Below are 12,927 nucleotides of genomic sequence, written 5' to 3'. Positions count from 1 at the left end.
CCGGGTCGACCACAGGCCAACCGTCCACCCACCGTACCGGCACCAGAAACGTCTCCCGACCGAGCACGTGGTACGGCGGCCACTGGCCCTTGGCGCGAATGCCGAGGAGCACCATCCACCAGCTGCCGTCTCCGGCCTGGACGAGGTCGGCGTGGCCGGTGGCCTGCACGGTACGCCTCATGCCGCGGTGGGTGAGGAAGGGGTTGACCGGCCCCGGCTCGAACGGCCCCCGAATACTGCGGGACCGGGCGATGGAGATCGCGTGTCCGGTGTGGGTCCCGCCTTCGGAGACGAGCAGGTACCACCATTCGCCGATCCGGTACAGGTGCGGGGCCTCGGGGTACTGCCCACCGGTGCCGGACCACATCGGCACCGGCCCTTCCAGGACCGTGCCGGCCTGCGGATCGACGCGATAGGACTCCACCCTCGACACGGTCAACCAACAGTCACCGTTGTCGTCCCAGGCCAGCGACGGGTCGACGTGCGGCAGGTCGAAGTAGACCGGGTCCGACCACGGTCCGGCCGGGTCGACGGTCGAGCACGTTGCCGATCTGCCGCCAGTTCACCAGGTCCCGGCTGTGGAAGATCGGTACGCCCGGAAAGTACTCGAAGCTCGAACAGACCAGGTAGTAGTCGTCGCCGACGCGGCAGATACTCGGATCGGGATGGAAGCCCGAGAGCACCGGGTTCCGGAACGTGGTCGAGGAGGCCGTCATGCCGACCGATGCTATGCAGCTCGGTGCCGGCGGCGTCAGCTCCGGACGGGCCCGATCAGCCGTGGCCTGTCGATTTCGGTGATCCCGAGTAGGCCGGCCCCTGAGGCGCGGGCACGGTTCATTGACTGTCGCCTGACTGCCGTCGTACCGTCGCAGCGACGGCCATCGATGACGGGCGGGGCGACCGGGCCGGCGCCGTGTCCACCGGGCGACTACCAGGGCACGGTCGCCGGGCGCGATGGACCGCGACGGCCGAGGCGGCGCCGCAGGCGTGGTCCGGCCACGCGTACGCCGCTGCCGGCTGCCGCCTCAGTTCGTGATCACAACCTGCCCGGCGGGATCCGGTTGTGAACGCGAACAGTCCCGGTCGCCCGGACCGCGGCCGGGACTGAAGGAGAGAGCAATGGTGAAACGGAAGCGCATCGCCCTGCTCGCCGCCGCGGTGGCCAGCACGGTCGTCACCGCCGTCGTCGGGGTCGCGGTGGCACACGCCGCGACCGTCGCCTGCGCGGTGCGATACACGGTCTCCGCCCAGTGGCCGGGCGGATTCAACGCCGACGTGACCATCACCAACCTCGGCGACCCGGTGTCGTCGTGGCGCCTGACCTGGGCCTACGCCGGCGGACAGCGGGTGACGCAGGCGTGGAACGCGACCGTGACGCAGGACCTCGCGCAGGTGACCGCGGCGAACATGCCGTACAACGCGACGATCGGCCTCAACGGCACCGCGAACTTCGGTTTCTCCGGCTCGTGGAGCGGCGGCAACCCGGTGCCGACCGCGTTCGCGCTCAACGGGGTGACCTGCACGGGCTCCGGCAACCCCGGTCCGACCCCGACGCCGACCCGCACCACTGCCCCGCCGATACCCGACTATCCCCCCACCGGTCGGCTGTGCGACAGCGACGATCTGATCGAGATCGGCAAGTACTGGATTCCCAACAACCAGTGGGGCGCCACCGGTGCCACCGGCAGCCAGTGCATCTGGTCCAACGGAGGCCCGGGGGACCCCATCTACTGGGGGACCAGCTACACCTGGAGCGGCGACCCGAGCAGCGTCAAGTCGTACGCCGCGGCGATCCTCGGCTGGCACTGGGGTTGGCGGCGGCCGAACACGGGGCTGCCGGTGCAGGTCTCGGCGAACCGTGACGTGACCACCAACTGGCGGTTCAACGTCACCACCAACGGCTCGTCGAACATGAACGTCGCATACGACATGTGGTTCCACCCGATGGCCGACCCGGGCTCGGCGGACCAGCCGACCGACGAGTTGATGATCTGGCTCTACCGTGCCAACGCGTCGCCGGCCGGCAGCCGCCAGGGCACCGTCACCATCGCGGGTACCACCTGGGAGGTCTGGCGTGGCCACGTGGGCACCTGGAACGTCTACTCCTACGTGCGGACCAGCAACACCACGAGCGCGACGCTCAACATCCGCGACTTCACCAACGACGTGGTCTCCCGGGGCTGGATGAGTAGCTCGAAGTACCTGACCAGCGTCCAGGCGGGACCGGAGATCTTCACCGGCAGCGGCGAGGTCAGCACGACGCTGTACCAGGTGACCGTCGGCTGAACCGGACCGATGGTGCTGATCGAAGGACATCATTGACCGTTACCGTTAACACTCTTTAAGATTTGGCTGCCTCGAGGAACCCAGCACCCGTACGCCACGGCCGGTCATCGGCGGCTCCACAACGACCGGCCGTGGCGGCACGGCACCCGCACCTGTCACGGGAAGGTCCCCGATGTCCTCACCACGTCCCCGGCCGCGCTCGGCCCTGGCCGCCGGTCTGCTCGCGCTGGTCACCGCCGGTGCCACTCTCGCCGTCACCCCGACCGCCGCGCAGGCGGTGGTGCTGCCCGACAACTTCAAGAGCGTGGGCTATCTGCCCTCCTGGACCGGCAACGTCAACTCGGTGCAGTACACAAAGCTCACCCACATCAACTACGCCTTCGTGCTGCCGAACAGCAACGGCACCCTGCGCGCGGTGGAGAACCCGAGCAAGCTCACCTCGCTGGTGTCGCTGGCCCGGGCGAACAACGTGAAGGTCTCCATCGCCATCGGCGGCTGGAACGACGGGGACGACTCGGCCTTCGAGGCCCTCGCGGCCAACGCCGGCACCCGCACCACGTTCGTCAACAGCGTGGTCAACTTCGTCAACCAGTACGGTCTCGACGGTGTCGACATGGACTGGGAGTACCCGGACCCGGGCGCCTCGGCCAACAACTTCGGCCTGCTGATGCAGCAGTTGAGCAACGCGTTGCGCCCGCAGGGCAAGCTGCTCACCGCGGCGGTCGTGGCGGAGGGCTACTACCGCGAAGGCGTACCCACGTCGGTCTTCAACCACGTCGACTTCCTCAACATCATGGCGTACGACGGTGGCAGCCCACACGCCAACTACGACTGGTCCATCAACGCGGTGAACGGCTGGAAGGCCCGGGGCCTGCCGGCCAGCAAAGCCATCCTCGGCGTGCCCTTCTACAGCCGGCCCGGGTACTACACCTACACCCAACTGGTCGGCATGGACCCGGCCAACGCCAACCGGGACTGCACCACCGTGGGCGGCGCCCAGCAGTGCTACAACGGCGTACCGACGGTCAAGCGCAAGACCCAGTGGGCGATGGCGAACGCCGGCGGCATGATGAACTGGGAACTCACCCAGGACACCAGCGGCTCGACCTCGCTGGTCAGCGCGATCTACGACACCGTGACGGGCGGCTCCCCGCCGCCGACCGGCCGGACCGGCCAGATCACCGGCATCGCCGGCAAATGCGTCGACATCGCCGCCGCCGGCACCGCCAACGGCACCGCCATCCAGCTCTACACCTGCAACGGCACCAACGCGCAGCGCTGGACCGTGGCCACCGACGGCACGCTGCGCGCCCTCGGCAAGTGCCTGGACGTGACCAGCGCCGGCACCGCCAACGGCACCCCGATCCAGCTGTGGGACTGCAACGGCACCGGTGCCCAGGTCTGGCAGGCCCAGTCCAACGGCACGCTGCGCAATCCGGCGTCGAACAGGTGCCTCGACGCCACCGGCAACAGCTCCGCCGACGGCACCCGGCTCCAGATCTGGGACTGCTTCGGCGGCGCCAACCAGGTCTGGCGCCTGCCGGCCTGACCCCGCCTGCCCCGCAACGCCTCGGCGGCCCCGTCCCGGTCGGGACGGGGCCGCCTCGGCCGGCGGGCACTCATCGGCCGGGATCGGCGGTCACCGGCCCCACAGCCGCCAGGTCTGGTTGAGCGGGCCGCCCTGACCCACCGGGTTGCAGGTCCACTGGTGCACGGGGGCGCGGGGCGCGGTGGAGATGGTGCTGACGTCCACGCACTTGCTGCTGTGCCGAGCCACCAACTGGTAGTCGTGTGGGTCGTTGCCCGAGTAGGTCACCTTGCGCAGGGTGAACTGCTGGTTGAGGCCACCGTGGCAGCTCCACTGGAGCACCGCCGCGCCGTCGGCGGTGGACACCCCGCTGACGTCCAGGCACTTGCCGGTCTGCTGGTTGACCACGGTGAAGGTGTTCGCCACCCCGGCGACCGGCTGGAAGTTCCACAGCTGCTGGTCGCCGCCCACGCAGTGGAACTGCTGCTGCACGTTGCCGTCGGCGGTGTTGCGGTCGGTGTTGTCGAGACACTGCTGGGAGTGCTGCGCCACGGCCACCGACTGGAAGCCGCCGTCGGCGGGTGGCAGCAGGGTCAGCGTGTAGGTGTCGGTCTGGTTGGAGTAGGGCACGGTCACCGTGGCGTTGTTGCCGCTCACACCCACCACGCCGTTCGAGACGGTGATCGGGCCCTGCACCGCGCCGCCACCGTTGTGCGGGATCCGTTGGGTGAGCACCCGGACCTGGTTGTTCTGCACGATGCCGGTGGTGTCGAGCCGGTTCAGGTTGACCGTCAGGTTTCCGGTGGTCCGGCCCCCACCGAGCAGCACCTTCGCCGAACCTGTCGTCTTCGTGGCGAAGGCGTCGTACGACGGGCTGGCCGAGACCGGGACGATCTGCCCGGTCTGCGAGCCGTGGAAGCGGTAGGCCCACCACTCGCCCTTGGGCTGGTGCTGCCCGGCCGAGTTGCGTACCAGCAGGTTGCCGAGGTCGTTGTGCAGGTTGCCGGCGCTGGCCCAGTTCGCCCGCAGGCCGTCGGCCCGGGCGCGTTCCAGGCGGGCGATGTACCAGGCGCCGTCGGCGGGGTTCTGCTCGTCCGGGGCGGCGTACTCGTTGATCTGGTACGGCCGGGGGTGGGGGATGCCACGCGGGTCGAGGGTCGCGTTGGCGGCGGCGACGTTGGCCACCGGATCACCGGGCAGGGCGTGCCAGCTGACGATGTCCGGCACCGTGTTCGTCGAGCGGACGAAGTCCAGGTACTGGTTCCAGAAGGCGTGGTTCGTGGACGGAACGCAGGCACAGCTGGGCCCGACGATGAGCTGGTTGGGGAACTCGGCCCGGATGCGCTGGTAGGTGCGGCGCCACAGCTCGAAGTACTGGGAGATCGGGCGGTTCCAGAACAGCGTGATGTTCGGCTCGTTCCAGATGTCCCACTGCACGGTCAGCCCGGCCGCGCGTACGTCACCGATGACCCGGTTGAGGAAGTTGTCGTAGTCGGTCCAGTTGCCGTTGTCGCCGGGAAAGCGGGAGATCGCCGCGCCGTCGGCGCCCCACAGGTCGTGCGGCAGGATGATGAACTCGCCGCCGAGAGCGTTGGTCCGGCGGGCCTGGGCGAGTGTGGAGTTCCACCGGCGCTCGTAGGTGCCGCCGACCCAGCCGCTGCCGGGTAGCTGCGCGCCGCCGGCGCGCATGTAGCGGAACTTCACGTCCCGGTAGAAGTGGTCGGCCGGGCCGGAGGCGTTCTCGGTCATGCCGTAGATCCAGCCGGCCGCGCGGTACGTCGGTGTGCCGCTGGTGACCGAGAAGTCGACGCTTATCGCCTCGTCGGCGGCCCGGGCCGGCGCGGACACCGCGACGACGGAGGTGGCCGCGAGGAACCCGATCGCGAGCCGGGCGGTGAGACGGCGGACAGGTCCTGATCTGCTCGTGCGGGGGAGGGGCACTTGGACTCCTTTGCGACGGGAGCACGTCTGAAGGGCGATGGGCTGCGGCCGAATCGATTCGCTGCGGAGCGTAGAAGTTCATCGTCGTAAATGTCAACGCCGTGGCGGTGACGTGAAGCGGTTGTTTCGCCACCGGTCTCGTCGTCGCACTGCGCGCTCTTGACCGGGCTGCGCGGCCGGGCCTATGGTCGGCGAACCGATTCCGCGAATCGGTTCGACAGCGAGTTGATGTTGCGCACCCGTCCGCCACAGCTATCGAAGCGAGGCGTCAGATGACCCGATCCATCCCGCGCGGGCGCCCCGTCGGTGCCGCCCTGTTGGCCGTGGCCCTCGCCGCCACGGCTGCCGCCTGCTCCGCGGAATCCCCGCCGACCGAGGCTGGCGGGACGTACGCCATCTGGGACCCGTACCCGCAGTTCACCGATGACTCCGACTGGGTCGGGCTGCTGAAGGACTGCGGCACGGCGGCGGGGGTGACGGTCGAGCGGACCGGCTACGACACCACGGACCTGACGAACAAGGCGTTGCTCGCCGCCCAGCAGGGCAACGCACCGGATGTGCTGATCATCGACAATCCGGTGATCTCCACCTTGGCCGAGGCCGGCGCCCTGACCACCACCGACGAGACGAATCTCGACGTGTCGGCGATGGAACCGAACCTGCTCGGCGCCGGGCAGAGCGACGGCAGGACGTACGGGGTGCCGATCGGCGCGAACACCCTCGCCCTGTACTACAACAAGGAGCTGCTGACCGAGGCGGGTGTGGACGTCGCCTCGGTGACGGACTGGCCCTCCCTCACCGCGGCGCTTGTCAAGGTCAAGGCCGCCGGCAAGAAGGGCATCACCTTCTCCGCGATCGGCACCGAGGAGGGCAGCTTCCAGTTCCTGCCCTGGTTCTGGGGCGCCGGTGCCGAGCTGACCGCGCTGGACGCGCCGCCGGCGGTGGCGGCGCTGACCCTGTGGACCGACTGGCTGGCCGCCGGCCACGCGCCCAACTCGGTGATCAACAACACGCAGACCACCAGTTGGCAGGAGTTCGCCAGCGGCGACTACGCGTTCAGCGAGAACGGCACCTGGCAGCTGGCCAACGCGGCGAAGTTGGACTTCGAGTACGGCATCATCCCCATCCCGGCCCGCACCGGCGGCACCGCACCGGCACCCACAGGTGGTGAGTTCGTCTCCATCCCGGTGCAGGAGGACACCGGGCGGTACGCCACCTCACGGCAGTTGGTCACCTGCCTGACCAGCGGCGACAACCTGCTCACCACCGACAACACGCTGTCCTACATCGCGCCGGTCGCGGCGGTGCAGGAGCAGCAGGTGGCGGCGAACGCCGAGTTGAAGGTCTGGGTCGACGCGGTGCGGGCGGCGAAGGGCCGCACCGGCGACAACCTCGGCACCCGGTACCCGCGAATCTCCGAGCCGCTGTGGACGGCGGTGCAGTCCGCGCTCAGCGGCGCGCAGCAGCCGCAGGAGGCGCTGTCGGCCGCCCAGCGGACCGCCGCGAGCGCGACGAGCTGAGCAGGCGCGCCGGCGACATGGGAATCGACGTCATCCGTAATCCGCGATCGGAGACGGCGCCCGAGCCCGGTGGGGCGGCGAACCCCGCCCCACCGGCACGCCGACGCCGTCGTACCGACGGTGCCCGGTGGACGGCGTGGGCCTTCCTGGCCCCGGTGGTCGGCTACCTGGCCGCGTTCTACGCCTATCCGCTGTACCGCAACGTCGAGCTGAGCCTGCGCGAGTACACGGTCCGCTCCTTCGTCCAGGGTGGCGCGCCGTTCGCCGGGCTGGACAACTACCGGACGGTGCTGTCCGCGCCGACCTTCTCACCGGCGCTGCTCAACACCGTCGTCTTCACCGTCACGTCACTTGTCTTCCAGTTCGCCCTCGGGCTGCTGCTGGCACTCTTCTTCCATCGGCACTTCCCGCTGTCGCGCACGCTGCGCGCGCTGTTCCTCGTACCCTGGCTGTTGCCGTTGATCGTGTCGGCGTCCACCTGGTCGTGGCTGCTCAACAGTGAGGCCGGCGTGGTCAACGCCGCGCTCGCGGTGCTCGGCGTGGAGCAGGTGAACTGGCTGACCTCGCCCCGGTGGTCACTGGCGTCGGTGATCATCGCCAACATCTGGATCGGCATCCCGTTCAACCTGGTCGTGCTCTACAGCGGCCTGCAGGCGATTCCCCGCGTCCTCCACGAGGCGGCGGAGCTGGACGGCGCCGGTCGCTGGCAGCGCTTCCGATGGATCACCTGGCCGTTGCTACGGCCGGTCTCGGCGATCACGCTGCTGCTCGGGCTGGTCTACACGCTCAAGGTCTTCGACCTGATCTGGATCATGACCAGGGGTGGCCCGACCGACTCGTCGACCACCCTGGCCACCTGGTCGTACCGCCTCGGGTTCGGCAACCTGCTGCCCGAGTTCGGTCCCGGAGCGGCCGTCGGGAACCTGCTGATCCTGCTGGCGGTGGCCGCCGGTGGGTGCTACCTCGGCTTCGAGCGTCGGCGGCGGCTGTCATGAGCCGTCGTCGCGACTGGGGGCGAAGCGTTCTCGGGATCATCCTGACCGGGCTGATGCTGTTCCCCGTCTACTGGATGATCAACGTTTCGTTCACCCGGGACCAGGACATGCGCAAGAGCCCGCCGCAGCTCGTCCCGATCGAGGGCACCCTCGACGGCTACCGGGCGGTGCTCACCCAGCAACTGCCGTACGTCGGCACCAGCCTGGTCGTCGGGCTCGGCACCGTGCTGCTCACCCTGCTGCTGGCCGCCCCCGCCGGGTACGCGCTGGCGAAGCTCCGGCCGCCCGGCGGCGGAGCGGTCCGGTTCGTGCTGCTGATCGCGCAGATGATCCCCGGCATCATCATGGCGATGGGCTTCTACGCCATCTACCTGAACCTCGGTGTGCTCAACACCGTGCCCGGGTTGATCCTGGCCGACTCGACGATCGCGGTGCCCTTCGCGGTGCTCATCTTCACCGCGTTCATGTCCGGGATACCCGACGAGCTGATCCAGGCCGCGCTCGTCGACGGTGCGAACCGGCTGCGGACGTTCTGGTCGGTGGTGCTGCCGCTGAGCCGCAACGCGACAGTCACCGTGTCGCTGTTCGCGTTCCTCTGGGCCTGGTCCGACTTCGTCTTCGCCGCCACGCTGGCCGGCGGCGGCGCTCATCGGCCGATCACCCTCGGCATCTACCAGTACATCGGGAACAACAACCAGCAGTGGAACGCGATCATGGCGACCGCCGTGGTGGCGTCCATCCCCACCACCCTGCTGCTGGTCCTGGCCCAACGCTACGTCGCCGCCGGAGTCACCGCCGGCGCCGTCAAGGACTGATCCGGCCGATCCTCGGAGCAGTCGCACCATCCGTACCCGGAAAGGCAGCCACCCGACATGACCGTCGTCCGTACCGGCCCGACCTTCTCCATTCAGGAGATCCCCTTCAGCTACCACGGGTCCTGGTTCAGCATCTCGCCGGTGGTGGCGGCGCACACCCGCGCACCCGAGCTGCATCTGGTCTCGCACCAGACGGGGATGCATCCGGTGCTCCGGCTGACACCGTCGGCGCGGACCACGGTGACGGCGAGCGCGGCGCTGCTGACCTGGCGCAACCGCACCGGTCTGATCGAGTTGACCTACGACGGCCGGGACACCGTGCGGTTGCGCGGGCGCGGCCTCGGCCTGCGGATCGCCGCGGCCCGGGACACCCTCACCCCGTTCAGCGGCACCTACCTCTTCCACGACCCGGTGACCGACGCGTACGTCTTCACCTCGTACGAGACCGGCCGCCGCTACCGGATCACGTCGCTCCACGGCCACCTGAGTGCGCGGGGCGTCGAAGCGCTGGGCACTGCCGAGCGGGTCGTGCAACTGCCGGCCGACCAGCCGTGGGAGATCGCCGTCGAGGAGTACGAGTCGGCCCGCCGCCGCTACCCGGGCGACCGTGACTTCGATCAGCTCGTCGGGTCGACGGCCGCCGAGTTCGCCAGCTTCGTCGACCGGTTGGCACCCTGGCGCAGCGCCGAGACTCCCGCCGCCGAACTGGCCGCGTACGTCCTGTGGTCGGCGACTGTCGCGCCGGGCGGTTTCCTCACCCGGCCGGCCGTGCTGATGTCCAAGCACTGGATGAACAAGGTGTGGAGCTGGGACCACTGCTTCAACGCCCTGGCCCTCGCCGAGGCGGACCCCGAGCTGGCCTGGCACCAGTTCCAGCTGCCCTTCGACCATCAGGACCCGACGGGTGCGTTGCCGGACTCCGTCGCCCACTCCGAGGTGCTGCACAACTACGTCAAGCCGCCGGTGCACGGCTGGGCGCTGCGGCAGCTGCGGCAGCGGTTGCCCCGGCCACTGCCGCGCGGCGAACTGTCCGACATGTACCGCCGGATCGCCCGCTGGACGGCCTTCTGGCTCGACCAACGCCGGGTCTCCGGTCATCATCTGCCGCACTACCAGCACGGCAACGACAGCGGATGGGACAACGCGACCACCTTCGACGGTGCTCGGACCGTCGAGACACCGGATCTCGCGGCCCTCCTGCTGTTGCAGCTGCGTCAGCTCGCGGACCTGGCCGGCGAGTTGGGGCTGCCGGAGGAGGTGGCCCAGTGGAGCCGCACCGCTAGCCAGATCCGCGCCGAACTGCTCGGCGAACTCTGGGACGGCCAGCGGTTCGTGGCCCGCAGCGCCAGGACCGGGCAGCCGAGGTCGAGCACCAGTCTGCTCGACCTCATGCCCATCGTGCTCGGTGCCGACCTGCCCGTCGGGGTGAGCGCCGGGCTCGCCGGCGGTCTCAAGCGCCATCTGACCGCACATGGCCTCGCCACCGAGCCTGTCGACTCTCCGCACTACGCGGCCGACGGCTACTGGCGTGGGCCGATCTGGGCGCCGGCGACCGTCCTGATCGAGGACGGCCTGCGCCGGGCCGGGCACGTCGGGTTCGCCGACGAGATCAGCCACCGGTTCCGCGCCCTGTGCGAGAAGTCCGGCTTCGCGGAGAACTTCGACGCCGAGACCGGCGCGGGCCTGCGCGACCGCGCCTACACCTGGACCGCCAGCAGCTACCTCATTCTCGCCGCCGCCCACCAACGCCGTCGCCCGCACCACTCACCCGGTTGATCAAGAGGTTTTCGTCGCGCCGCGCCGCCGGGCACGGCGAAAACTTCTTGATCAACGCTGCGGTCGGGGGGCGGGGGGGCGGGGGGCGGGGAGGTCGGGGGTCGAGCGGGTCAGGGGGTGGGCGGTGGGGCGGTGCTGGCTCGCAGCGAGATGGGCGGCTGGTAGAGGTGGTGGCGGGGGGCGGCGGTCGGGGCGGCGATCCGCTCCAGCAGCAGCGCCACGGCTTCGGCACCCATCTCCAGGGTGGGCACGTCGGCCGCCGTCAACGGCGGGCGGAAATCCTCGGCCCAGTGCGCCGCGGCGACTCCGACGACGGAGAAGTCGCGAGGCACCAGCCTGCCCTCGGCCTGCAGGGCGCGCTGTACGCCGGGCAGGGCGGCCTCGTTGATCGTGGCGACGGCGGTGACCTCCGGACGGGTGGTCAGCAGCCGGCTCATGGCGGCCTCGCCGGCGGGCGCGTCGTCGCCGCAGCACAGGTCGACGCCGGTCAACCCGCGTTCGGCCACCGCGTGCGAGAACCCGACCAGGGCGCGGTGCCCGGGACCGTAGCCGGCGGCCACCAGCTCGGCCGAGCGGTTGACCAGGGCGACGTGCCGGTGCCCCAGGTCGGCCAGGTGGTGCACGCACCTGGCGATCAGACCCTCGTAGTCCACGTCGACCCAGCTGGTGCCGGTCGGCTCGGCCGTGCGGCCGATGGTCACGAAGGGCAGCCGACTCTGCCGCAGCCGGGTCACCCGGTCGTCCTCCAGCCGGATCTCCATGAGGATCACCCCGTCCACCCGGCGCCCGGTCACGATCCGCTCGAACGACCGGTCGTGGTCACCGCCGGACGGGGAGAGCAGCACGTCCAGGTCGGCACGGGCGGCGGCCTCGACCACGCTGGCGACGAAGCCGAGCTGCATGTCGGTCAGCCGCTGGCTGGCCGGGGGGATGACCAGGCCGAGGGTGCGGGTACGGCCCTCCTTCAACGCCCGGGCGTTCGCGTTGGGGCGGTAGTCCAACTCGTCGATGACGGCCTGGATCCGCTGCCGGGTCGGCTCCGACACCGTCCGCTTGCCGCTCAACACGTACGACACGGTGCTGCGGGACACGCCCGCACGGCGGGCGATCTCCCCGATGTTCATCCCGCTCCTCGCAGTCGAATCGATTCACCCAGGCTATGGGGGGTGCCGGGCAGGGTCAACGCCGGCGGCAGCGCCCGGGACCGATGGCCCGACCCTGGTGTTCTGCCCGTGCGCTTCGTGTCGTCAGGCAGCCGCACCGCGCGTACGTCACGCGATCAGCATGCTCCGGGCCTGGGCGAGGCCACCCACCAGCTCGCGCAGCGCCGCGACGATCGCCGCTTCGAGTTCCGGGCTCAGCCGGCCGACCGGGACCGAGACGCTCACCGCGTCGACCGCCGGGCGGGCCAGCGGTACGGCCATCGCCACGCAGCGGATGCCCTCGGCGTTCTCCTCCCGGTCGACGGCGTGGCCGGTGGTCCGCACCGCTGCCAGGGCGGCGTGCAGGGCCTCGGGGTCGGTGACCGTGTGCGGGGTGAGGCGGGCCAGCGGCCAGGTCAGCATCCGGTCGACGTCGGTGTCCGGATGCTCGGCCAGCAGGGCCTTGCCCAGCGCGGTGGCATGCGCCGGCAGCCGGCGGCCGATCGCGCTGTACAGCCGCAGCCGGTGCACCGACTCCCGTTTGGCGAGGTAGACGACCTGGTCACCGTCGAGTCGACCGAGATGCACGGCTTCGCCGAAGCGGCGCGACAACTCGTCGAGCACGCCGGACAGCAATCCGACCAGGTCGTCTCCGTCCAGGTAGGCGGCGCCGACCCGCAGCGCCCGCAGGCCGAGCCGGAACCGGTTGCCGCTCTCGTCGGTCTGCACCCAGCCGCGACCGACAAGCGTCCGTAGCAGGCCGTGCAGGCTGCTCTTCGGTATGCCGAGGGCGCGGGCCAGGTCGCCCAACGCCCAGGGTTGTGGCTGCTCGGCGAGCAGTTCGAGCAGGTCGAGGGTGCGGCCGGCCGACTTCACGGGCTGGAAATCCTCGGGCGCGGTGGGCACGCGGCCACTCTAGCGAAG

9 protein-coding genes and 1 pseudogene are annotated in these 12,927 nt (G+C 70.1%); 6 read left to right on the top strand and 4 right to left on the bottom strand.

Annotated features, from left to right (window positions below):
* Nucleotides 1-73: 73 nt before the first annotated feature.
* Nucleotides 74-716, bottom strand: a pseudogene (locus tag V5O40_RS11460) (family 43 glycosylhydrolase); the annotation flags it as partial.
* Nucleotides 717-1,119: 403 nt separating this feature from the next.
* On the opposite strand from V5O40_RS11460, the gene V5O40_RS11455 reads away from it, so the two are divergent.
* Both V5O40_RS11455 and V5O40_RS11450 read left to right on the top strand, forming a co-directional pair.
* On the top strand, nucleotides 1,120-2,286 hold the full coding sequence (locus tag V5O40_RS11455) for a GH12 family glycosyl hydrolase domain-containing protein (RefSeq protein ID WP_332905415.1): 1,167 nt from the start codon (nucleotides 1,120-1,122) through the stop codon (nucleotides 2,284-2,286).
* A 172-nt stretch (nucleotides 2,287-2,458) separates the two neighbouring features.
* Nucleotides 2,459-3,835 carry a glycosyl hydrolase family 18 protein gene (locus V5O40_RS11450; protein ID WP_332905414.1) on the top strand — a complete coding sequence of 459 codons (1,377 nt, stop codon included), beginning with the start codon at nucleotides 2,459-2,461 and terminating at the stop codon, nucleotides 3,833-3,835.
* Nucleotides 3,836-3,925: 90 nt separating this feature from the next.
* Here the strand turns inward: V5O40_RS11450 and V5O40_RS11445 are convergent, their stop codons facing one another.
* A complete protein-coding gene (locus tag V5O40_RS11445; RefSeq protein WP_332905413.1) occupies nucleotides 3,926-5,755 on the bottom strand; it encodes an RICIN domain-containing protein in 1,830 nt (609 codons plus the stop codon).
* Between the two features lie 272 nt (nucleotides 5,756-6,027).
* Between V5O40_RS11445 and V5O40_RS11440 the strand changes: the two genes are divergently transcribed.
* From V5O40_RS11440 to V5O40_RS11425, 4 genes are read left to right on the top strand one after another with little or no spacing between them, the layout of a single operon-like run.
* The gene (locus V5O40_RS11440) at nucleotides 6,028-7,275 is read left to right on the top strand and encodes a sugar ABC transporter substrate-binding protein (protein WP_332905412.1); all 1,248 of its coding nucleotides are present in this window, start codon (nucleotides 6,028-6,030) and stop codon (nucleotides 7,273-7,275) included.
* A 17-nt stretch (nucleotides 7,276-7,292) separates the two neighbouring features.
* Nucleotides 7,293-8,270 carry a carbohydrate ABC transporter permease gene (locus tag V5O40_RS11435; protein ID WP_332905411.1) on the top strand — a complete coding sequence of 326 codons (978 nt, stop codon included), beginning with the start codon at nucleotides 7,293-7,295 and terminating at the stop codon, nucleotides 8,268-8,270.
* Nucleotides 8,267-9,085, top strand: coding sequence for a carbohydrate ABC transporter permease (locus V5O40_RS11430; protein WP_332905410.1), 819 nt, complete (start codon nucleotides 8,267-8,269; stop codon nucleotides 9,083-9,085). Before V5O40_RS11435 ends, V5O40_RS11430 begins: the two co-directional genes overlap by 4 nt.
* 57 nt (nucleotides 9,086-9,142) lie before the next feature.
* The gene (locus V5O40_RS11425; protein WP_332905409.1) at nucleotides 9,143-10,861 is read left to right on the top strand and encodes an amylo-alpha-1,6-glucosidase; all 1,719 of its coding nucleotides are present in this window, start codon (nucleotides 9,143-9,145) and stop codon (nucleotides 10,859-10,861) included.
* Between the two features lie 110 nt (nucleotides 10,862-10,971).
* Here V5O40_RS11425 and V5O40_RS11420 read toward each other — a convergent pair whose 3' ends face one another.
* Entirely contained in the window at nucleotides 10,972-11,985 is a 1,014-nt protein-coding gene (locus tag V5O40_RS11420) for a LacI family DNA-binding transcriptional regulator (RefSeq protein WP_332905408.1), read from the bottom strand.
* 147 nt (nucleotides 11,986-12,132) lie between these two features.
* A complete protein-coding gene (locus V5O40_RS11415; protein WP_332905407.1) occupies nucleotides 12,133-12,909 on the bottom strand; it encodes an IclR family transcriptional regulator in 777 nt (258 codons plus the stop codon).
* Nucleotides 12,910-12,927: the final 18 nt, after the last annotated feature.

Source organism: Micromonospora palythoicola, from assembly GCF_036689795.1.
Lineage (GTDB): Bacteria > Actinomycetota > Actinomycetes > Mycobacteriales > Micromonosporaceae > Micromonospora > Micromonospora palythoicola.
Note: the sequence above shows the minus strand (reverse complement) of the source record. Positions and strands in the feature narration are given on the sequence as shown.